Genomic DNA, 22,842 nt, shown 5'->3' on the forward strand with positions numbered 1-22,842 from the left:
TAAGTAAAATAAAAGTGATAAATTTTTGGTAAAAACGAAGATTTACTATAGTTTCAAACTATAAAGCCATATAAAATTTAAGAAAGGGCTCTAAAATTCTTAAAAATAGAGATATTTACGAACGTTTAGAGAGTTTAAGGATGTTAAAAATCTTGTTTTGTGTTATAATGAATTATCATATAAGAGGTTAGAGGAGTTTTGAATGAAAACAGATATTGAAATCGCACAAAGTATTGAGTTGAAGCCAATCGTTGATGTTGTAGAGAAACTTGGTATTTCTTACGACGATTTGGAGTTGTACGGAAAGTATAAGGCTAAGCTCAGCTTTGATAAAATCCGTGCAGTTGAGAGCAATCCAGTTGGGAAATTGATCTTGGTTACTGCCATCAACCCAACACCAGCAGGTGAAGGAAAATCAACTATTACCATTGGTCTTGCTGATGCTTTGAACAAGATTGGCAAGAAAACTATGATTGCCATCCGCGAACCATCCCTTGGTCCAGTAATGGGGATTAAGGGTGGTGCTGCAGGCGGTGGTTACGCTCAAGTTCTGCCAATGGAAGACATCAACCTCCACTTTACTGGGGACATGCATGCTATTACAACTGCCAACAATGCGCTTTCTGCCTTGATTGACAATCACTTGCACCAAGGGAATGAGCTTGGAATTGACCAACGTCGTATCCTCTGGAAACGTGTTGTGGACTTAAACGACCGAGCTCTTCGTCATGTGACCGTTGGACTTGGTGGTCCTCTAAATGGTATTCCACGTGAGGATGGCTTTGACATTACAGTTGCTTCAGAGATCATGGCAATTCTTTGTTTGGCAACGGATATCGAGGACTTGAAACGCCGTTTGGCTAATATTGTTATCGGTTATCGCTATGACCGAACACCTGTTTCTGTTGGCGATTTACAGGTTGAAGGTGCTTTGGCATTGATTTTGAAGGATGCTATTAAGCCGAATCTGGTTCAGACAATTTACGGAACACCTGCCTTTGTACACGGTGGTCCATTTGCCAATATCGCTCACGGATGTAACTCTGTTTTGGCAACGACAACAGCTCTTCACTTAGCTGATTACACGGTTACTGAAGCTGGTTTTGGTGCCGACCTTGGTGCTGAGAAATTCCTTGATATTAAGACACCAAACTTGCCAACATCTCCAGATGCAGTAGTTATTGTTGCAACCCTTCGTGCCCTTAAGATGAATGGTGGTGTGGCTAAAGACGCTCTTACTGAAGAAAATGTAGAAGCAGTTCGTGCAGGTTTTGCTAACTTGCAACGCCACGTTGAAAATATCCGTAAATTTGGAGTACCTGCAGTCGTAGCTATTAACGAATTTGTATCTGATACTGAAGCTGAAATTGCAGCCTTGAAAGAACTCTGTGCTTCAATCTACGTACCAGTTGAGTTGGCTAGTGTCTGGGCTGATGGCGCAGAAGGTGGGGTAGCACTTGCTGAGACAGTTGTTAAGACAATTGCTGAAACCCCAGCTAATTACAAACGTTTATATGACAATGACCTTTCTGTTCAAGAAAAGATTGAAAAAATTGTTACTGAAATCTACCGTGGTAGCAAAGTCAACTTTGAGAAGAAAGCCCAAACGCAAATTGCTCAAATCGTTCAGAATGGTTGGGACAAATTGCCAATCTGTATGGCTAAAACTCAATACAGTTTCTCAGACAATCCAAATGCACTTGGAGCACCTGAAAACTTTGAAATTACCATTCGTGAATTGGTACCAAAATTAGGTGCAGGCTTCATCGTTGCTTTAACTGGTGATGTCATGACCATGCCAGGCCTTCCAAAACGACCAGCAGCTCTCAACATGGATGTTGAAAGCGACGGAACTGTTCTAGGCTTGTTCTAGTAGATTGTAATTGACTTTAAATGAGTTTGGAGATTTTAATCCAAGCTCATTTTTTATCTAGATAGAAGTAGTTGTCTTCAGTTGATGAGAGAGTTGTTTACTATACGTAACCATTCTAGTTAAAGATATTTTCCTCGAATTCTGATATAATGGAAATATTGACTTCAAGAGTAAGGAAGAGAAGATGAACGCATTATTAAATGGAATGAATGACCGTCAGGCTGAGGCGGTGCAAACGACAGAAGGTCCCTTGTTGATCATGGCAGGGGCTGGTTCTGGAAAGACCCGAGTTTTGACCCACCGCATTGCTTATCTGATTGATGAAAAGCTGGTCAATCCGTGGAATATCTTGGCTATTACCTTTACCAACAAGGCTGCGCGTGAGATGAAAGAGCGTGCTTATAGCCTCAATCCAGCCACTCAGGACTGTCTGATTGCTACCTTCCACTCCATGTGTGTTCGTATTTTGCGTCGCGATGCGGACCATATTGGCTACAACCGAAATTTCACTATTGTGGATCCAGGTGAACAGCGAACGCTCATGAAACGCATTCTCAAGCAGTTGAACTTGGATCCTAAAAAATGGAATGAACGAACTATTTTGGGGACCATTTCCAATGCTAAGAATGACCTGATTGATGATGTGGCTTATGCTTCCCAAGCTGGCGATATGTATACGCAAATCGTGGCTCAGTGTTATACAGCCTATCAGAAGGAGCTTCGTCAGTCTGAGTCGGTTGACTTTGATGATTTGATTATGCTGACCCTGCGTCTCTTTGATCAAAATCCTGATGTTTTGACTTACTACCAGCAGAAATTTCAGTACATCCATGTTGATGAGTACCAAGATACCAACCATGCCCAGTACCAACTGGTCAAACTCTTGGCTTCCCGTTTTAAAAATATTTGTGTGGTTGGGGATGCGGACCAGTCTATCTACGGTTGGCGTGGTGCTGATATGCAGAATATTTTGGATTTTGAGAAAGATTATCCCCAAGCCAAGGTTGTTTTGTTGGAGGAGAATTACCGTTCAACTAAAACCATTCTCCAAGCGGCCAACGAGGTTATTAAAAATAATAAAAATCGCCGTCCTAAGAATCTCTGGACTCAAAACGCTGATGGGGAACAAATCGTTTACTATCGTGCCAATGATGAGCTAGATGAGGCTGTATTTGTAGCCAGAACTATCGATGAACTTGGTCGGAGTCAAAACTTCCTTCACAAGGATTTTGCAGTTCTCTATCGTACTAATGCGCAGTCTCGTACTATCGAGGAAGCCTTGCTCAAGTCAAATATTCCTTATACCATGGTTGGGGGAACCAAGTTCTACAGCCGTAAGGAAATCCGGGATATTATCGCTTATCTCAACCTCATTGCTAATTTGAGTGACAATATCAGTTTTGAGCGTATTATCAATGAGCCTAAACGAGGAATTGGGCTGGGAACGGTTGAGAAAATCCGGGATTTTGCCAATATGCAGGACATGTCTATGCTAGATGCTTCTGCAAATATCATGTTATCTGGTATCAAGGGTAAAGCAGCCCAGTCTATCTGGGATTTTGCCAATATGATTCTAGATTTACGAGAGCAGCTAGATCAATTAACTATTACAGAGTTGGTTGAGGCTGTCCTAGAAAAAACAGGTTACGTCGATATTCTTAATGCCCAAGCAACTCTGGAAAGTAAGGCTCGGGTTGAAAATATCGAGGAGTTCCTCTCTGTGACGAAAAACTTTGATGACACCTCTGATGTGATAGAAGAAGAAACTGGTTTGGACAAACTGAGTCGTTTCTTAAATGATTTAGCCTTGATTGCAGACACAGATTCAGGTAGTCAGGAGACATCAGAAGTGACCCTGATGACCCTGCATGCTGCCAAAGGTCTTGAGTTTCCAGTTGTCTTTTTGATTGGGATGGAAGAAAATGTCTTTCCACTTAGTCGTGCAGCTGAGGATCCAGATGAATTAGAAGAAGAACGCCGTCTGGCCTATGTAGGTATCACGCGTGCAGAGAAAATTCTCTATCTGACCAATGCTAACTCACGCTTGCTTTTTGGTCGTACCAACTACAATCGTCCGACTCGTTTTATTAACGAAATCAGTTCAGACTTGCTGGAGTATCAAGGATTGGCGCGCCCAGCAAATACAAGCTTTAAAGCATCTTATAGCGGTGGTGGCCTTGCCTTTGGCCAAGGTATGAGTCTGGCTCAAGCTCTTCAAGACCGTAAACGTAGTGCTGCCCAAAAATCTATCCAGTCAAGCGGTCTCCCATTTGGTCAATTTACAGCTGGCGTAAAATCAGCGTCTAGTGAAGCAAATTGGTCTATTGGTGACATTGCCCTCCACAAGAAGTGGGGAGAGGGAACTGTTCTGGAAGTTTCAGGTAGCGGTGCTACGCAGGAATTAAAAATCAATTTCCCAGAAGTAGGTTTGAAAAAACTTTTAGCCAGTGTAGCCCCAATTGAGAAAAAAATCTAATTTTCCATCCTTCTCACGAATAATAAAGTGAGGAGGATTTTTATGTATAGTATTTCATTCCAAGAAGATTCACTATTACCAAGAGAAAGGCTAGCAAAAGAAGGAGTTGAAGCGCTCAGTAATCAAGAGTTGCTAGCTATTTTACTGAGGACAGGAACACGTCAAGCTAGCGTTTTTGAAATTGCCCAGAAAATCTTGAATAATCTTTCAAGCCTAACAGATTTGAAAAAAATGACCCTGCAGGAATTGCAGAGTCTATCTGGTATCGGCCGTGTTAAGGCCATAGAGTTACAAGCTATGATTGAACTGGGGCATCGTATTCATAAACACGAGACCCTTGAAATGGAAAGTATTCTCAGTAGCCAAAAGCTTGCCAAGAAGATGCAGCAGGAATTGGGGGACAAAAAACAAGAGCACCTGGTGGCGCTCTATCTCAATACTCAAAATCAAATCATCCATCAACAGACCATTTTTATCGGTTCTGCAACTCGCAGTATTGCTGAGCCACGAGAGATCCTTCACTATGCTATCAAGCATATGGCGACTTCTCTCATATTGGTTCACAATCATCCTTCGGGAGCGGTAGCCCCTAGCCGAAATGATGATCATGTGACTAAACTTGTAAAAGACGCCTGTGACCTGATGGGGCTTGTCCTCTTGGACCATTTGATTGTCTCACATTCTAGTTACTTTAGTTACCGTGAAAAAACAGATTTAATCTAAAGTTCATTAACGACATAGTCAAAGAGGTTTTTATCTTTGGGACGATTTTCAAATAGAAATTCTGGGTGCCATTGGACACCGAGAAAGGCAACATCATCCGTACTCATGACAGCCTCAATGATACCATCTTTAGGATCATGAGCCGCAATCTTTAAATTTGGTGCTAAATCCTTGATGCTCTGATGGTGGAAGGAGTTGATATGGGAAATTTCTCCATAGATTTCTCGAAGAACAGTATCAGGTTCTGTTACCAAGCGTTGAGTTGTGTATTCGGCAGAACAATCCTGCCAATGGTCTTCGATATCTTGGTACAAAGTTCCACCCATGGCAACGTTAAAGAGTTGTGTTCCACGGCAGACAGAAAAAATTGGCTTTTTCTGTTTAATAGCTTCCTTGATGAGAGCCAGTTCGAAGATATCTCTTTGAAGGTGGTAGTCGTCGCTATCAATGGTTTTTGGTTCACCATAGAATTTTGGATCAACATTTTGCCCACCTGTCAAGATGAGCTTGTCAATCATACTGATATAGTGGCATGCCATTTCTTGATCACCAATCGGTAGGATGATGGGAATCCCTCCAGCGTCTTTAACGCCTTCAACAAAGCCTTTTGCTGCGTAGCTCATCATGATATCATCATCTGGATGAGTTTTTTCGTTTCCTGTAATCCCAATAACTGGTTTTTTCATAAAATGATTTTCGCTTTCTAATCCTCTTTTCGCATGAAGTAGAGGAGGGTTTGGAGTTCACTTGTCAAATCGACATACTGAACGACCACGTCTTTTGGTAAATGCAGATGGACTGGTGAGAAACTGAGAATTCCTTTCACGCCAGCATCCACCAAGAGATTGGCAACCTCTTGTGACTTGACGCTGGGAACTGTCAGGATAGCAGTCTTTACATCAGCATCCTTGATTTTATCCTTGATTTGAGAAATTCCGTAAATCGGAATCCCATCAGGAGTTTGGGTACCAACTTCAGGATGGTCATCTAGGTCAAAGGCCATGATAATTTTCATCTTGTTACGCTCATGGAAGCGGTAGTGGAGAAGGGCATGGCCCATATTTCCAATACCTACCAGCATGACATTAGTAATAGAGTTATCATTGAGCAAATCGGCAAAAAATGTCATCAGTTTTTTGACATCATAGCCAAATCCACGCCGACCTAGTTCACCAAAATAGGAAAAATCACGACGTACGGTCGCGGAATCAATACCGATAGCCTCTGCAATTTGCTTAGAGTTGGCACGTTCAATCTTTTCTGCATGAAATCTCTTAAAAATTCGATAGTAGAGAGAGAGTCTTTTCGCTGTTGCTTTTGGAATAGCAGACTGTTTATCTTTCACAAAATCACAACCTTTCTATTCTTCTATTTTATAGAAACATTGTGAAAAAATCAACAAAAACAAGAAAAAACTAAGAAAAATCTTAGTTTTGATGTAAAAAATCTGCATGTGATAGAAAACGGTAGAGGTCTCCGACCAGACCCTGATAAACTTTCTGGCCCTTAAAAGTCAGAGAAGTCACATAAAGTGTATCTGGTAGGGTCACACATCCTGACAGAGCCAACATGAGAGCTTCATAATCTTCATACTTGAGAGTCCGCTCTACATGATAGTTGTCCTTATAGGTCAGTTCAAACATATGGGACCTATCTTTCCGATTTTGTAAAGACACCACGTTCTACCAAGCTATCCATGAGGAAGTAGAATTTTTCCTGATGAATGTGGTGGTCTTCTGATTTGAAAATATCAACTAGACGTAGCCCAAACTTGTCAGTGATATTGATTTTAGCACCTGTAAGTTCCTTGTTAATGATGATTTTGAGTTGGAATCCCTCACCGCTGTTCGGAACTTTTTCCAAAAGGCGAGTCAATTCATAGTTACCAACCTTAGTCTCAAAAAAGGTATTGTCCTTAAGGGTGAATTTTTTAACAGAAGGGCTAAGAGTGTAGTCGTAACGACAATTTTTTAACTGAATGGTTTTTTCAAATGCCATATGGTTAACCTCCGATAATTTCTTTTAAGGTTTTTGCGAGGGTATGTAGGTCTTCAACAGTATTTTCTGGCGACAAACTGATGCGAACGGATTCCTTCAAACGTTCTGAATTTGTACCGTACATGGCTTCGAGAACATGGCTGGATTGGACAATACCTGCCGTGCAGGCTGAGCCAGTAGAGATAGAAATTCCAGCTAAATCTAGACGAAGAAGTAAGAGGTCGTTTTTCTGCTCAGGAAATCCAATATTGAGAACATAAGGGAGATGATGCTCTCCTCTATTCAGATAATACTGAACTCCCTCAAGCTCAGAAAGAAAGGCGGATTCTAGATTTTGTACATGTTGGAAATGTTCTTCTTGTTTTTCTAGGTCTTCTTTTAGGGCTGCAACCATGCCTACGATGGCAGCTAGATTTTCAGTTCCAGCACGTTTTTTCTGTTCTTGGTCTCCACCATGGAGATAGGAATCAAAGTCCATGCTAGATGCGTAGAGGAAGCCGATTCCCTTAGGACCATGGAATTTATGGGCTGAAGCAGTGAGAAAATCAATGCCCAATTCTTCTGGGTGAATAGGGATTTTGCCGATTGCTTGAACTGCATCAACATGATAAGCAGCAGGGTGTTGCTTGAGTATTTGTCCAATTTCAGCAATGGGAAGTAGGTTTCCTGTCTCATTATTGGCAAACATGGTAGAAACCAAGATTGTATCTTTACGTAAGGCCTCTTGAATTTGCTGGGCCGTGATTTCTTGATTTTTTGGCTGGATAATGGTTACTTCAAAACCAAAGTGTTGAACCAAGTAATCAATTGTTTCAAGGACAGCATGGTGCTCAATGGCAGTTGTGATGATATGTTTTCCTTGTTCTTGGTGACGAAGGCAGTAGCCAATGATAGCAGTATTGTTGCCTTCAGTCCCACCAGAAGTGAAAAAGATATGTTGAGGTTTTGTCTCTAGTAATTGAGCTAGTTCCTGACGGGCTTCACGCAAAAGTTTGCCAGCTTGACGACCATGACCATGGATACTAGATGGATTGCCATGGGTTTCTTGCATAACCTTGGTCATAGCTGAAATAGCAACTGCTGACATAGGAGTCGTTGCAGCATTGTCCAAATAAATCAAAGAATCACCTTATTTCTTTTTATTGTAGGCAAAGAGTGGGCTGACTGGTTTTCTTTCGTGAATACGGACGATGGCATCACCAATTAACTCACTAGCAGTGATGTAGCATACGTTTTTAGGAGTTTTTTCTTTTGTTGCTACTGAATCAGTCACAAGAATTTCTTTAATATTAGTTTTGTCAAGAAGTTCAGCAGCTCCTTCGACGAAGAGACCGTGGCTAGAAACAGCATAAATTTCTGTAGCTCCTTCACGTTCAACGATTTTGGCAGCTTCAGAGAAGGTACGTCCTGTATTAAGGATATCGTCAATTAAAATAGCTTTCTTACCTTCAACATCACCGATGATATAACCTTCGTTGCGAGTTGCATCGTCTTGTGGGTAGTCGATAATGGCGATAGGAGCATCAAGATATTCAGCCAAGCTACGAGCGCGTTTCACACCTGAATTCTTAGGGCTAACAACAACAACATCTGAACCAAGTAAGCCCTTATCGCAGTAATGTTTTGCAAATAGAGGAACTGTATAGAGGTTGTCAACAGGAATATCAAAGAAGCCTTGAACCTGAACGGCATGCAAATCAAGCGTAAGGACACGGTCAACTCCAGCCTTAACAAGCATATTGGCAACTAGTTTAGCTGTAAGTGGCTCACGAGGTGAAGCAATGCGGTCTTGACGTGCATAGCCAAAATATGGAAGGACAACGTTGATACTGTGGGCACTTGCACGAACACAAGCATCAACCATGATTAACAATTCCATTAGGTGGTTGTTAACAGGGAAACTTGTTGATTGGATGATGTACACATCATAACCACGGACACTTTCTTCGATATTCACTTGGATTTCTCCGTCTGAAAATTGACGTGACGATAGTTTTCCAAGTGGGACACCAACAGCTTGAGCAATTTTCTGTGCAATCTCTTGGTTAGAGTTGAGTGCGAAAAGTTTCATGTTTTTTCTATCTGACATTATAGACCGTCCTCTGTAAACTTTTTAAATCCTAGCCATATCTACCTAGCCTATATGAACTGGGATTTTTGTATTTTATCTCTTATATTTTACCAAAAAATGGAGATTATTTCAGCTATTTTTCATGCTTTTGACAAATCGAACCAATTTTGAAGGAGCTTTTTGATAAGTAAGCTGATTTTCCTCTAAAAATTGCTGGAAATCTTGTTTCCCTTGCTCGTGATTCTCAACTTCAAGCTCTAATTCGTAATCTGTAATATCAAAGTACTGACTTTCATCCAGCGCCATGAGACCAATAGCTGTTTGCATTTCATAGCGAAGTGTCGTTAGACAACCAAGAATCTGCCATTCACTTGTTTTAATACCATGTTTCGCCAATTCATCGAGCACAAGCCCTTGAGGAAGTTCTTTATTGCTCAGATAGTTTTCAGCATCTTTTAGTTGCAATTTTTGATTGTATTCCATGTTTCCGATATTTTGAGGGACTTTGAGTGTCAATTCTGCCCAGTCTTCAAAAGTGCGAATGCGCATAGCAACTTTCTTTTCTCGTAGTTCAAAATCAGGCGTGTCGATGTAGTAATTTTTTTGGAGAACAGGAGTGACGTCTGTGAATTGGTCTTTTAGACGATTGTATTCATCTTTTTTCAAGAGTGTTTTCAATTCAATTTCTAAATGTTTCATTTTTCTTACCTTTTCTTTATCTATGAAAGCGGATTATATGATATAATAGCATTGTATTTATTGTATATGAATCTGGAGAAAAAATCAAAGATATTTTTGAAGGATAATATGAGAACAAGGGAGAATATATGACCTTAGAATGGGAAGAATTTCTAGATCCTTACATTCAAGCTGTTGGTGAGTTAAAGATTAAACTTCGTGGTATTCGTAAGCAATATCGTAAACAAAATAAGCATTCCCCTATTGAGTTTGTGACTGGTCGAGTCAAGCCAATTGAGAGTATAAAAGAAAAAATGGCCCGGCGTGGCATTACTTATGCAACCTTGGAACACGATTTACAGGATATTGCTGGTTTGCGTGTTATGGTCCAGTTTGTAGATGACGTTAAGGAAGTAGTGGAGATTTTGCGCAAGCGTCAGGATATGCGGATCATACAGGAGCGAGATTACATTACTCATCGAAAGGCTTCAGGCTACCGTTCCTATCACGTGGTAGTAGAATATACGGTTGACACTATTAATGGTGCCAAGACCATTTTGGCGGAAATTCAAATACGTACCTTGGCCATGAATTTCTGGGCAACAATAGAACATTCTCTCAACTACAAGTACCAAGGGGATTTCCCAGAGGAGATAAAGAAGCGACTGGAAATTACGGCTAAGATTTCTCATCAGTTGGATGAAGAAATGGGCAAAATTCGTGATGATATCCAGGAAGCCCAGGCTCTTTTTGATCCTTTGAGTAGAAAATTAAATGACGGTGTAGGAAACAGTGACGATACAGATGAAGAATACAGGTAAACGAATTGACCTGATAGCCAATAGAAAACCGCAGAGTCAAAGGGTTTTGTATGAATTGCGAGATCGTTTGAAGAGGAATCAGTTTATACTTAATGATACCAATCCGGACATTGTCATCTCCATTGGTGGGGATGGTATGCTCTTGTCGGCTTTTCATAAGTACGAAAACCAGCTTGACAAGGTCCGCTTCATTGGTGTTCATACTGGACATTTGGGCTTCTATACGGACTACCGTGATTTTGAGTTGGACAAGCTAGTGACTAATTTGCAGCTAGATACCGGAGCAAGAGTCTCTTATCCTGTTCTGAATGTGAAGGTCTTTCTTGAAAATGGTGAAGTTAAGATTTTTAGAGCACTCAACGAAGCCAGTATCCGCAGGTCTGATCGAACCATGGTGGCGGATGTTGTGATTAACGGTGTCCACTTTGAACGTTTTCGTGGAGATGGGCTAACAGTTTCGACACCGACTGGTAGTACAGCCTATAACAAGTCTCTTGGTGGAGCTGTTTTACACCCAACCATTGAAGCTTTGCAATTAACGGAAATTGCCAGCCTCAATAATCGGGTCTATCGAACGCTTGGTTCGTCCATTATTGTTCCTAAGAAGGATAAGATTGAACTCATTCCAACGAGAAACGATTACCATACCATTTCGGTTGACAATAGCGTTTATTCCTTCCGAAATATTGAACGAATTGAGTATCAAATCGACCATCATAAGATTCACTTTGTCGCATCACCGAGCCATACCAGTTTCTGGAACCGCGTTAAGGATGCTTTTATCGGCGAGGTGGACGAATGAGGTTTGAATTTATCGCAGACGAACATGTCAAGGTTAAGACCTTCTTAAAAAAGCACGAGGTTTCTAAGGGGCTTCTGGCCAAGATTAAGTTTCGAGGCGGAGCTATTCTGGTCAATGACCAACCTCAAAATGCAACTTATCTATTGGATATTAGAGACCGCGTTGTCATTGATATTCCCCCTGAGGAAGGCTTTGAAACTCTAGAAGCTATCGAGCGCCCACTGGATATTCTCTATGAGGATGACCATTTTCTAGTCTTAAACAAACCCTATGGAGTGGCTTCTATTCCTAGTGTCAATCACTCTAATACCGTTGCCAATTTTATCAAGGGTTACTACGTCAAGCAAAACTATGAAAATCAGCAGGTTCACATTGTGACCAGACTTGATAGAGATACTTCTGGCTTGATGCTCTTTGCTAAGCACGGCTATGCCCACGCACGATTAGACAAGCAGTTGCAGAAGAAGTCCATTGAAAAACGCTACTTTGCTTTGGTTAAAGGTGATGGACACTTGGAGTCAGAGGGGGAAATTATTGCCCCGATTGCGCGTGATGAAGACTCCATTATCACCAGAAGAGTGGCTAAAGGTGGAAAGTATGCCCATACTTCCTACAAGATTGTAGCTTCTTATGGAAATATCCACTTGGTCGACATTCGCCTTCATACTGGACGAACCCACCAAATCCGAGTCCATTTTTCTCATATTGGTTTCCCTTTGTTGGGCGATGACTTGTATGGTGGTAGTCTGGACGACGGCATCCAACGTCAGGCCCTGCATTGCCATTACCTATCTTTTTATCATCCTTTTCTAGAGCAAGACTTGCAGTTAGAAAGTTCCTTGCCGGATGATTTCAGCAACCTTATTACTCAGTTATCAACTAATACTCTATAAAAAATGTTTCAGAGTATAATTATTATCTTAAAGGAGAAAACTCATGGAAGTTTTTGAAAGTCTCAAAGCCAACTTGGTTGGTAAAAATGCTCGTATCGTTCTCCCTGAAGGGGAAGAACCTCGTATTCTTCAAGCAACTAAACGTCTGGTAAAAGAAACAGAAGTGATTCCTGTTTTGCTTGGAAATCCTGAAAAAATTAAAATTTATCTTGAAATTGAAGGGATCATGGATGGTTATGAGGTCATCGACCCTCAACATTATCCTCAATTTGAAGAAATGGTTGCTGCCTTGGTAGAGCGTCGCAAGGGCAAAATGTCTGAAGAAGATGCACGCAAGGTTTTGGTTGAAGATGTCAACTATTTTGGTGTTATGTTGGTTTACTTGGGCTTGGTTGATGGAATGGTGTCAGGAGCGATTCACTCAACAGCTTCAACAGTTCGCCCAGCCCTACAAATCATCAAAACTCGTCCAAATGTTACTCGCACTTCAGGTGCCTTCCTCATGGTTCGTGGTACGGAACGTTACCTGTTTGGAGACTGTGCCATCAACATTAATCCAGACGCAGAAGCTTTGGCTGAAATTGCCATCAACTCAGCAATCACAGCTAAGATGTTTGGTATCGAGCCTAAAATTGCTATGCTAAGCTATTCTACTAAAGGTTCAGGATTTGGTGAGAGCGTCGATAAAGTTGTAGAAGCAACTAAAATTGCTCACGACTTGCGTCCTGACCTTGAAATCGATGGGGAATTGCAATTTGATGCGGCCTTCGTTCCTGAAACTGCAGCTCTGAAAGCTCCTGGAAGTACAGTAGCTGGTCAAGCAAATGTCTTCATCTTCCCAGGTATCGAGGCAGGAAATATCGGCTACAAGATGGCAGAACGTCTTGGTGGTTTTGCGGCTGTTGGACCTGTTTTGCAAGGTTTGAACAAGCCAGTTAACGACCTTTCTCGTGGATGTAATGCTGATGATGTTTACAAGTTGACCCTTATCACAGCAGCCCAAGCAGTTCATCAATAAGATTTAGTCCTCTTTCCTTTGGGAAGAGGCTTTTTATACTCAATGAAAATCAAAGAGCAAACTAGGAAACTAGCCGCAGGCTGTACTTGAGTACGGCAAGGCGACGTTGACGTGGTTTGAATTTGATTTTCGAAGAGTATTAATACTAGGAAAAGGACAGTTAGAATCTTCTGTGTTATACTAGAGATATGTTAGATTTGAAAGAATACGGTATTGTCATGTGGCCGGAGGAAAAGATCATTTCTTTCCGTGAGAAACTTCTCGCTTGGTATGATGAAAATAAGCGAGATTTACCTTGGCGTAGAAGTAAAAATCCTTATCATATCTGGGTATCTGAAATCATGCTCCAGCAGACCAGAGTGGATACAGTTATCCCTTACTACGAACGATTCTTGGACTGGTTTCCAACTGTGGAAAGTTTGGCAAACGCGCCTGAAGAGCGTTTGTTGAAGGTTTGGGAAGGTTTAGGCTATTATTCTCGAGTACGCAATATGCAGGCTGCTGCTCAGCAGATTATGACTGACTTTGGTGGTCAATTTCCAAACACCTATGAAGGAATTTCCAGTTTGAAAGGAATTGGTCCTTACACAGCAGGAGCCATTTCTAGTATTGCTTTTAACTTGCCTGAGCCGGCTGTAGATGGTAATGTCATGCGAGTTTTGGCGCGTCTATTTGAAGTCAACCACGATATTGGCATTCCAAGTAATCGCAAAATTTTTCAGGCGATGATGGAAATCTTGATTGACCCAGAACATCCTGGCGACTTTAACCAAGCTTTGATGGACTTGGGCTCAGATATTGAGGCTCCTGTAAATCCTAGGCCAGAAGAGAGTCCAGTGAAGGACTTTAGTGGGGCATACCAAAATGGAACCATGGACCGTTATCCAATCAAGGCTCCCAAGAAAAAGCCAGTTCCCATTTATCTTAAAGCCTTGGTGGTCAAAAATACTCAGGGGCAATTTTTACTTGAAAAAAATGAAAGTGAAAAGTTATTGGCAGGCTTTTGGCATTTTCCTTTGATAGAAGTTGATGAGTTTCCGCAAGAAGAGCAGTTTGACCTCTTTCATCAGGTTGCAGAAGAAAGTGTGAATTTTGGTCCCAGCCCAGAAGAGAGTTTCCAGCAGGACTATGACTTAGATGTTGATTGGTTTGATGTTTATTTTGATACTGTCAAGCATGTCTTTAGCCATCGTAAATGGCATGTTCAAATTGTAGCAGGTCAGGTGAGTGATTCCCATGATTTTTCAGATAGGGAAGTTCGCTGGCTTTCACCAGAAGAGTTTAAGGATTACCCACTTGCCAAACCCCAACAAAAAATCTGGCAGGCTTATGCACAAGCCAACTTAGACAGTAGCAAAGACTAGCTATTGTGTCGTATTGTTATTTTTTTGGTATAATAGTAGAGAAAAAGGTGAACAAATGAAAAAAATATTAATTGTAGATGATGAAAAACCAATCTCGGATATTATCAAGTTTAATATGACCAAGGAAGGTTACGAGGTTGTAACTGCTTTTAATGGCCGTGAAGCGCTAGAACAATTTGAAGCAGAGCAGCCAGATATTATTATTCTGGATTTGATGCTTCCAGAAATTGATGGTTTAGAAGTTGCTAAGACTATTCGCAAGACAAGTAGTGTGCCTATTATCATGCTTTCAGCTAAAGACAGCGAATTTGATAAGGTTATCGGTTTAGAGCTTGGGGCGGATGACTATGTGACCAAACCCTTCTCAAATCGTGAGTTGCAGGCACGTGTCAAAGCTCTTCTTCGTCGTACAGATTTGACTTCTGTAGATAATCAAGAGTCTGATGAAAAGAAAACTCAGCCTTTGCAAATTGGGGACTTGGAGATTGTGCCAGATGCTTATGTGGCTAAAAAATACGGTGAAGAACTAGACTTAACTCACCGTGAATTTGAACTCTTGTATCACTTGGCGTCTCATATCGGTCAAGTAATTACGCGTGAACACTTGCTTGAAACTGTCTGGGGTTATGATTATTTCGGAGATGTTCGGACTGTCGATGTAACTATCAGACGTTTGCGTGAGAAGATTGAAGATACACCAAGTCGTCCTGAGTATATCCTAACACGTCGTGGTGTTGGTTATTATATGAGAAATAATGATTAAACTAATTAAAGACACAGTTTTAACCAGTGATTTTATCTTTATCCTCATTCTACTTGGCTTTATTTTAGTGGTGACCTTGCTCTTACTAGAAAATCGTCGGGATAATATTCGGTTGAAGCAAATTAATCAAAAAGTTAAAGACCTGATTGCAGGAGATTATTCTCAGGTGTTGGACATGCAGGGAAGCTCTGAAATCACTAATATTACCAATAATCTCAATGATTTATCAGAAGTAATTCGGTTGACCCAAGAAAATCTGGAACAAGAGAGTAAAAGATTACATAGTATCCTGTCTTACATGACGGACGGAGTCCTTGCGACCAATCGTCGTGGCAAGATTACTATGATTAATGACATGGCCAAGAAACAGCTAGGTGTTCAGAAAGAAGATGTTCTTAATAAGAGCATTCTAGAGTTGCTTAAGATTGAAGATGAATACGAACTTCGTGATTTGATTACCCAGATTCCTGAGCTTATGATTGATTCTCAGGATGCTAATGGTGAATATCTGAGCCTTCGTGTACGCTTTGCCTTGGTCCGTCGAGAATCTGGCTTTATCTCAGGTCTGGTTGCCGTTTTACACGATACGACGGAGCAGGAGAAGGAGGAACGCGAGCGGAGACTCTTTGTATCCAACGTTAGTCATGAGTTACGGACGCCTCTGACTAGTGTAAAATCCTATCTGGAAGCCTTGGATGAGGGTGCCTTGTCAGAACCTGTCGCACCAGACTTTATCAAGGTGTCTCTAGACGAAACCAACCGTATGATGCGGATGGTGACAGATCTCCTCCATCTTTCACGGATTGATAATGCAACTAGTCACCTAGATGTGGAACTGATTAACTTTACAGCCTTTATTACTTTTATCCTCAACCGTTTTGATCAGATAAGAGTGCAGGATGAAGAGAAGAAATACGAACTGGTGAGAGATTACCCAATTACCTCTGTCTGGATTGAAATTGATACAGATAAGATGACACAGGTCATTGATAATATTCTTAACAATGCCATCAAGTATTCGCCAGATGGTGGGAAAATCACAGTGACCATGAAAACAACTGACGATCAGATGATTTTATCTATCTCAGACCAAGGATTGGGTATTCCTAAGCAGGATTTGCCACGTATCTTTGACCGTTTCTACCGTGTGGATCGTGCTAGAAGTCGTGCCCAAGGTGGAACAGGTTTGGGACTGTCTATTGCCAAAGAAATTATCAAACAACATAATGGTTTTATTTGGGCCAAGAGTATATATGGTAAGGGATCAACCTTTACCATTGTGCTCCCTTATGATAAGGATGCAGTGAAGGAAGAAGTATGGGAGGACGAAGTAGAAGACTAGAATGAGTGAAACAGGCTTTAAATACAGTATTTTAGCGTCGGGTTCCAGTGGAAATTCCTTTTATCTGGAAACCCCAAAAAAGAAACTTTTAGTGGATGCAGGCTTATCTGGTAAGAAAATCACCAGCCTACTTGCTGAAATAAATCGTAAACCAGAAGACTTGGATGCCATCTTGATTACGCATGAGCATTCAGACCATATCCATGGTGTGGGTGTTTTGGCTCGCAAGTATGGTATGGATTTGTATGCTAATGAAAAGACCTGGCAGGCTATGGAAAATAGCAAGTATCTTGGCAAGGTGGATTCTTCGCAAAAGCATATCTTTGAGATGGGCAAAACCAAAACCTTTGGAGATATTGACATCGAGAGTTTTGGCGTAAGCCATGATGCGGTCGCACCGCAGTTCTATCGCTTTATGAAGGATGATAAGAGTTTTGTCCTTTTGACAGATACAGGTTATGTTAGTGACCGTATGGCGGGAATTGTCGAAAATGCGGATGGATATCTTATCGAGTCCAACCATGATGTAGAAATTTTGCGAGCAGGTTCTTACGCTTGGCGACTCAAACAACGAATCCTATCGGATCTGGGTCACCTTTCTAACGAGGATAGTGCTGAAGCTATGATTCGGACCCTAGGAAATCGCACTAAGAAAATCTACCTTGGACATTTATCTAAGGAAAACAATATCAAGGAACTGGCTCACATGACCATGGTCAATCAGCTAGCTCAAGCTGATCTGGGAGTCGGAGTAGACTTTAAGGTTTATGATACCTCACCAGATACCGCAACACCATTGACAGAGATATAAAAAGAAGGCGAATATGCCTTCTTTTTATATCTTTTACAATCCTGCGAAATCTTTGATTTCTTGTGCTGACATTGAAGAGTCACAACGGACATTGATTTGTCCATCTGCAATGTGAACGAAGCCTGGTACAGTTGGAATTCCGTAGCGTGAGCGGAATTCTTGCAACTCATTGAGTTGGCTTGCTTCTTCACTGTTGATGAAGTAGATGTGAGCTTTGGTTTCAGCTACTACACCTGCCAATGTACCTGCAAATTTACGGCAGTAAGGGCAAGTTTTACGACCGATAAAGAAGGTTGCAGTTTCTTTTTTATCAAGAGCTTCTTGCGCACGCGCAACTGTAGTGACTTCAAGGTCTTTGATATTATCTAAAAATTGTTCCATGAGATTACCTCGCTTTCATTGATATGTCTAGTATGCCATAAAGTTTCTAAAATTGCTTAGATTTGATACGAAAAAAAGATGAGATTGGTTAGTCTCATCTTTTTAGGTCGTTATTTTACAAAAGCATTGATTTCTGCTTCGATGTTAGCAATCTTAGCTTGTGATTCTTCGTTGGTTTCCCCTACAACTGCAATGTAGAACTTGATTTTTGGTTCTGTACCTGAAGGGCGAACGGCAATCCATGAACCGTCAGCAAGTGTGTATTTCAAAACATCACTTGGAGGTGTTGTCAAGTTTGTAACAGTTCCGTCAGCGGCAGTAGCAGTTTGAGCCTTGAAGTCTTCTACGACAGTGATAGCTGTTGCGTTCCATTCTTTTGGAGCATTGTTACGGAATTTAGCCATAATTGCTTTGATTTGTTCAGCACCATCGACACCTGAAAGGGTAACAGAGATTGTCTTTTCTGCATAGTAGCCGTACTCTTTGTAGATTTCTTCGATACCGTCTGCAAGTGTCAAACCACGTGAACGGTAGTAGGCAGCAAGTTCAGCAACGACTAGAACGGCTTGGATAGCGTCTTTATCACGTACGAATGGTTTAATCAAGTAACCGAAGCTTTCTTCAAATCCCATCATGTAAGTGTGATTGTGTTTTTCTTCGAATTCTTGGATTTTCTCAGCGATAAATTTGAAACCTGTCAAAACGTTGAACATAGTTGCGCCGTAGCTTTCAGCAATCTTCGTTACCAAGTCAGTTGATACAATCGATTTGCAGAGAGCCGCATTTTCAGGAAGAGTTCCAGCGTTTTTGTGGGCTTCCAAGATGTATTTAGCCATGATAGCACCGATTTGGTTACCTGAAAGGTTGAGGTAGCTACCATCTTTTTGAAGAACTTCAACACCAACACGGTCAGCGTCTGGGTCAGTTGCCACAAGAACATCTGCACCAACTTGACGACCAAGTTCTTCAGCAAGGGCAAAGGCTGCTTGGCTTTCTGGGTTCGGAGATTTTACAGTTGAGAAGTCTGGATCAGGAGTTGCTTGTGCTTCAACGACTTGAACAGAGTCAAATCCTGCTTGGGCAAGAGCACGACGAGCCAACATTTCACCAGTACCATGAAGTGGTGTGTAGACAATCTTCATGTCTTTACCGAATTCTTCAATCAAGGCTGGGTTGATGTTTACGTCCTTAACCTCTTTAAGGTATTCTACGTCAACAGCTTCGCCGATAACTTCAATCAAACCAGAAGCTTTTTCAGCTTCCACATCAGCAACTTCAACTGCAAATGGGTTTTCGATTGCACGGATATATGTAGTCAAAGCGTCTGCATCGTGTGGAGGCATTTGTCCACCGTCTTCACCGTAAACTTTGTAACCGTTAAATGGTGCAGGATTGTGGCTAGCTGTGACCATGATACCTGCGAAACAGTTGAGGTGACGAACTGCAAATGATAGTTCTGGAGTTGGACGGAGGCTTTCAAATACGTAAGATTTGATGCCGTGTTTAGCAAGAACTGCCGCAGACTCAAAGGCAAACTCAGGTGAGAAGTGACGGCTATCGTAGGCAATTGCCACACCACGTTCTTTTTCATTTTCACCTTTTGACTCAATCAAACGAGCCAAACCTTCAGTAGCTTGGCGAACAACGTAGATGTTGATGCGGTTTGTACCAGCACCAATCAAGCCACGCATACCTGCAGTACCAAATTCAAGATTTGTATAGAAGGCATCTTCCTTAGTTTTTTCGTCCATATTTTCTAAATCTTGACGAAGGTAGTCGGGAAGCTCCGCAAAATCAACCCATTTCTGGTAATTTTCTTGGTAAGACATTGAAATTCTCCTTTTTGTAAATTGTTTTAACCGTTCACATTATAGCACTTTTTAGCGTTTTAGTAAAACGGTAGCATAATTTTCAGAAAAGTAGTGACATATGCCTGTTTATCAAGTCTTGAATGCCTTAGGGAAACATGCTATACTACTTGTATGATTATTTTACAAGCTAATAAAATTGAACGTTCTTTTGCAGGAGAGGTTCTTTTTGATAATATCAACCTGCAGGTTGATGAACGAGATCGGATTGCCCTGGTTGGGAAAAATGGAGCAGGTAAGTCTACTCTTTTGAAGATTTTGGTTGGAGAAGAGGAGCCAACTAGTGGAGAAATCAATAAGAAAAAAGATATTTCTCTGTCTTACTTAGCCCAAGATAGCCGTTTTGAGTCTGAAAATACCATCTACGATGAGATGCTTCATGTCTTTGATGACCTGCGTCGGACGGAGAAACAACTTCGTCAGATGGAGTTGGAGATGGGAGAAAAGTCTGTTGAGGACTTGAATAAGCTGATGTCAGATTACGATCGCTTATCTGAGAATTTTCGCCAAGCAGGTGGCTTTACCTATGAAGCTGATATTCGAGCGATTTTGAATGGATTCAAGTTTGATGAATCTATGTGGCAGATGAAAATTGCCGAGCTTTCTGGTGGTCAAAATACTCGCTTGGCTCTAGCCAAAATGCTACTTGAAAAGCCCAATCTCTTGGTCTTGGACGAGCCAACCAACCACTTGGATATTGAAACCATTGCCTGGCTAGAGAATTACTTGGTAAACTATAGTGGTGCCCTCATTATTGTCAGCCACGACCGTTATTTCTTGGACAAGGTTGCGACAATTACGCTAGATTTGACCAAGCATTCCTTGGATCGCTATGTGGGTAATTACTCTCGTTTTGTCGAATTAAAGGAGCAGAAGCTAGCTACTGAAGCAAAAAACTATGAAAAGCAACAAAAGGAAATCGCTGCTCTGGAAGACTTTGTCAATCGCAATCTAGTCCGAGCTTCAACGACCAAACGTGCCCAATCTCGTCGTAAACAACTGGAAAAAATGGAGCGTTTAGACAAGCCTGAAGCTGGCAAGAAATCAGCCAATATGACCTTCCAGTCTGAAAAAACGTCGGGTAATGTTGTATTGACTGTTGAAAATGTGGCTATTGGCTATGATGGGGAAGTACTGTCAGAGCCAATCAACCTAGACCTTCGTAAGATGAATGCTGTCGCTATCGTTGGTCCAAATGGAATCGGCAAGTCAACCTTTATTAAGTCTATAGTGGATCAGATTCCTTTTATCAAGGGTGAGAAGCGCTTTGGCGCTAATGTTGAGGTTGGTTACTATGACCAAACCCAAAGCAAGCTAACACCAAGTAATACTGTATTGGATGAACTCTGGAATGATTTTAAACTGACACCAGAAGTTGAAATCCGCAACCGTCTAGGTGCCTTCCTTTTCTCAGGAGATGATGTTAAAAAATCAGTTGGTATGCTGTCAGGTGGCGAGAAAGCGCGTTTGCTTCTGGCTAAACTTTCCATGGAAAACAACAACTTCTTGATTCTGGATGAGCCGACCAACCACTTGGATATTGATAGCAAGGAAGTGTTGGAAAATGCCTTGATTGACTTTGATGGGACCCTTCTATTCGTCAGCCATGACCGTTACTTTATCAATCGTGTAGCAACTCATGTATTGGAATTGTCCGAGAATGGTTCGACTCTCTATCTTGGAGATTATGACTACTATGTTGAGAAGAAAGCAGAAGTAGAAATGAGCCAGACTGAGGAAGCTTCAACTAACAATCAAGCAAAAGAAGCAAATTCAGTTAATGACTATCAAGCTCAGAAAGAAAGTCAAAAAGAAGTTCGCAAACTCATGCGACAAATCGAAAGTCTAGAAGCTGAAATTGAAGAGTTAGAAAGTCAAAGCCAAGATATTTCTGAACAAATGTTGGAAACAAACGATGCCGACAAACTGATGGAATTACAGGCTGAGCTGGACAAAATCAGTCATCGTCAGGAAGAAGCTATGCTTGAGTGGGAAGAATTATCAGAGCAGGTGTAAAGATGGAACATCTTGGAAAGGTATTTCGTGAATTTCGGACAAGTGGAAATTATTCTTTAAAGGAGGCGGCAGGGGAGTCCTGTTCAACTTCTCAGTTATCTCGCTTTGAGCTTGGGGAGTCTGACCTAGCAGTCTCACGTTTCTTTGAGATTTTGGATAACATTCATGTAACAATCGAAAATTTCATGGATAAGGCTAGGGATTTCCATAATCATGAACATGTTGCCATGATGGGACAAATTGTACCCCTTTACTACTCAAATGATATTGCAGGTTTTCAAAAGCTTCAAAGTGAACAACTTGAAAAGGCTAAGAGTTCGACAAATCCACTCTATTTTGAGCTGAACTGGATTTTGTTGCAAGGTCTGATTTGTCAAAGAGATTCGAGTTATCATATGGAGCAGGATGATTTAGATAAGGTAGCAGATTATCTCTTCAAAACAGAAGAATGGACCATGTATGAGTTGATTCTTTTCGGTAACCTCTATAGTTTCTACGATGTAGACTATGTCACTCGGATTGGTAGAGAAGTCATGGAGAGGGAGGAATTTTATCAAGAGATTGGTCGCCATAAGAGATTGGTTTTGATTTTGGCCCTCAATTGTTACCAGCATTGTTTAGAGCATCTTTCTTTTGACAATGCAAGCTATTTTGAGACTTATACAGAGAAGATTATTGGTAAAAACATTAGTCTGTATGAACGAAATATTTTACATTACCTAAAAGGCTTTGCCTTGTACCAAAAAGGACAGTGTAAAGAAGGTTGTAAGCAAATGCAAGAGGCCATGCATATTTTTGACGTGCTAGATCTTCCAGAGCAAGTAGCCTACTATCAGGAACACTACAAAAAATTTATCAAAGATTAATTTTCCCAAATAAGGGAAAAATGAAAAAGCTCCTTTCGGTTTTGATACAATAGTTTCAAAATTTGAGAGGAGTTTTTA

22 protein-coding genes are annotated in these 22,842 nt (G+C 41.1%); 13 read left to right on the forward strand and 9 right to left on the reverse strand.

Annotated features, from left to right (window positions below; all coding sequences use genetic code 11):
- Positions 1–202: 202 nt before the first annotated feature.
- The 3 genes from RN80_RS05985 (at position 203) to radC (ending at position 5,072) form a co-directional block, all read left to right on the forward strand.
- Positions 203–1,873, forward strand: coding sequence for a formate--tetrahydrofolate ligase (locus tag RN80_RS05985; protein ID WP_060628207.1), 1,671 nt, complete (start codon positions 203–205; stop codon positions 1,871–1,873).
- 184 nt (positions 1,874–2,057) lie between these two features.
- Positions 2,058–4,349 carry a DNA helicase PcrA gene (gene pcrA / locus RN80_RS05990; RefSeq protein WP_060628210.1) on the forward strand — a complete coding sequence of 764 codons (2,292 nt, stop codon included), beginning with the start codon at positions 2,058–2,060 and terminating at the stop codon, positions 4,347–4,349.
- 42 nt (positions 4,350–4,391) lie between these two features.
- Complete coding sequence (gene radC / locus RN80_RS05995; protein WP_060628212.1) at positions 4,392–5,072, forward strand: RadC family protein; 681 nt, start codon at positions 4,392–4,394, stop codon at positions 5,070–5,072.
- Here radC and RN80_RS06000 read toward each other — a convergent pair.
- The 7 genes from RN80_RS06000 to RN80_RS06030 form a co-directional block, all read right to left on the reverse strand.
- Complete coding sequence (locus tag RN80_RS06000) at positions 5,069–5,758, reverse strand: gamma-glutamyl-gamma-aminobutyrate hydrolase family protein (RefSeq protein ID WP_000743337.1); 690 nt, start codon at positions 5,756–5,758, stop codon at positions 5,069–5,071. The genes radC and RN80_RS06000 overlap by 4 nt on opposite strands.
- 17 nt (positions 5,759–5,775) lie before the next feature.
- Complete coding sequence (locus RN80_RS06005; protein ID WP_000653417.1) at positions 5,776–6,417, reverse strand: redox-sensing transcriptional repressor Rex; 642 nt, start codon at positions 6,415–6,417, stop codon at positions 5,776–5,778.
- 82 nt (positions 6,418–6,499) lie between these two features.
- Positions 6,500–6,715 (reverse strand): DUF4649 family protein, encoded by a 216-nt coding sequence (locus tag RN80_RS06010; RefSeq protein ID WP_060628213.1) that lies wholly within the window; start codon positions 6,713–6,715, stop codon positions 6,500–6,502.
- A gap of 7 nt (positions 6,716–6,722) precedes the next feature.
- Positions 6,723–7,070 carry a DUF1831 domain-containing protein gene (locus RN80_RS06015; RefSeq protein ID WP_000863540.1) on the reverse strand — a complete coding sequence of 116 codons (348 nt, stop codon included), beginning with the start codon at positions 7,068–7,070 and terminating at the stop codon, positions 6,723–6,725.
- Positions 7,071–7,074: 4 nt separating this feature from the next.
- Positions 7,075–8,190, reverse strand: coding sequence for a cysteine desulfurase family protein (locus RN80_RS06020; RefSeq protein ID WP_060628215.1), 1,116 nt, complete (start codon positions 8,188–8,190; stop codon positions 7,075–7,077).
- Positions 8,191–8,199: 9 nt separating this feature from the next.
- A complete protein-coding gene (locus RN80_RS06025; RefSeq protein WP_060628217.1) occupies positions 8,200–9,159 on the reverse strand; it encodes a ribose-phosphate diphosphokinase in 960 nt (319 codons plus the stop codon).
- A gap of 111 nt (positions 9,160–9,270) precedes the next feature.
- Entirely contained in the window at positions 9,271–9,840 is a 570-nt protein-coding gene (locus RN80_RS06030) for a CYTH domain-containing protein (protein ID WP_060628218.1), read from the reverse strand.
- 128 nt (positions 9,841–9,968) lie between these two features.
- Between RN80_RS06030 and yjbM the strand changes: the two genes are divergently transcribed.
- The 8 genes from yjbM to RN80_RS06070 all read left to right on the forward strand — a co-directional run bounded on the left by yjbM (position 9,969) and on the right by RN80_RS06070 (position 17,633).
- A complete protein-coding gene (yjbM, locus tag RN80_RS06035) occupies positions 9,969–10,640 on the forward strand; it encodes a GTP diphosphokinase (RefSeq protein WP_060628220.1) in 672 nt (223 codons plus the stop codon).
- Positions 10,624–11,442, forward strand: a complete 819-nt coding sequence (locus tag RN80_RS06040) for an NAD kinase (protein WP_000799056.1) — start codon at positions 10,624–10,626, stop codon at positions 11,440–11,442. Before yjbM ends, RN80_RS06040 begins: the two co-directional genes overlap by 17 nt.
- On the forward strand, positions 11,439–12,335 hold the full coding sequence (locus RN80_RS06045) for an RluA family pseudouridine synthase (RefSeq protein WP_060628222.1): 897 nt from the start codon (positions 11,439–11,441) through the stop codon (positions 12,333–12,335). Before RN80_RS06040 ends, RN80_RS06045 begins: the two co-directional genes overlap by 4 nt.
- Before the next feature lie 43 nt (positions 12,336–12,378).
- Complete coding sequence (pta, locus tag RN80_RS06050; RefSeq protein WP_000451580.1) at positions 12,379–13,353, forward strand: phosphate acetyltransferase; 975 nt, start codon at positions 12,379–12,381, stop codon at positions 13,351–13,353.
- A 188-nt stretch (positions 13,354–13,541) separates the two neighbouring features.
- Complete coding sequence (mutY, locus tag RN80_RS06055) at positions 13,542–14,717, forward strand: A/G-specific adenine glycosylase (protein WP_060628224.1); 1,176 nt, start codon at positions 13,542–13,544, stop codon at positions 14,715–14,717.
- A gap of 55 nt (positions 14,718–14,772) precedes the next feature.
- Complete coding sequence (gene yycF / locus RN80_RS06060; protein ID WP_049539286.1) at positions 14,773–15,480, forward strand: response regulator YycF; 708 nt, start codon at positions 14,773–14,775, stop codon at positions 15,478–15,480.
- A complete protein-coding gene (gene vicK, locus RN80_RS06065) occupies positions 15,473–16,822 on the forward strand; it encodes a cell wall metabolism sensor histidine kinase VicK (RefSeq protein ID WP_060628226.1) in 1,350 nt (449 codons plus the stop codon). The genes yycF and vicK overlap by 8 nt, the downstream gene beginning before the upstream one ends.
- Position 16,823: 1 nt before the next feature.
- Positions 16,824–17,633, forward strand: a complete 810-nt coding sequence (locus RN80_RS06070; RefSeq protein WP_060628228.1) for an MBL fold metallo-hydrolase — start codon at positions 16,824–16,826, stop codon at positions 17,631–17,633.
- 33 nt (positions 17,634–17,666) lie between these two features.
- On the opposite strand, the gene RN80_RS06075 is transcribed toward RN80_RS06070, so the two are convergent.
- Positions 17,667–18,014, reverse strand: a complete 348-nt coding sequence (locus tag RN80_RS06075) for a DUF6568 family protein (RefSeq protein WP_060628229.1) — start codon at positions 18,012–18,014, stop codon at positions 17,667–17,669.
- 110 nt (positions 18,015–18,124) lie between these two features.
- Positions 18,125–19,843, reverse strand: a complete 1,719-nt coding sequence (locus RN80_RS06080; RefSeq protein WP_060628231.1) for a phospho-sugar mutase — start codon at positions 19,841–19,843, stop codon at positions 18,125–18,127.
- 153 nt (positions 19,844–19,996) lie between these two features.
- On the opposite strand from RN80_RS06080, the gene abc-f reads away from it, so the two are divergent.
- Positions 19,997–21,898 carry a ribosomal protection-like ABC-F family protein gene (gene abc-f, locus RN80_RS06085; protein WP_060628233.1) on the forward strand — a complete coding sequence of 634 codons (1,902 nt, stop codon included), beginning with the start codon at positions 19,997–19,999 and terminating at the stop codon, positions 21,896–21,898.
- 2 nt (positions 21,899–21,900) lie between these two features.
- Entirely contained in the window at positions 21,901–22,764 is an 864-nt protein-coding gene (locus RN80_RS06090; RefSeq protein ID WP_060628235.1) for an Rgg family transcriptional regulator, read from the forward strand.
- Positions 22,765–22,842: the final 78 nt, after the last annotated feature.

This window comes from Streptococcus mitis (genome assembly GCF_001281025.1).
In the GTDB taxonomy this organism is placed as follows: Bacteria; Bacillota; Bacilli; order Lactobacillales; family Streptococcaceae; genus Streptococcus; species Streptococcus mitis_AK.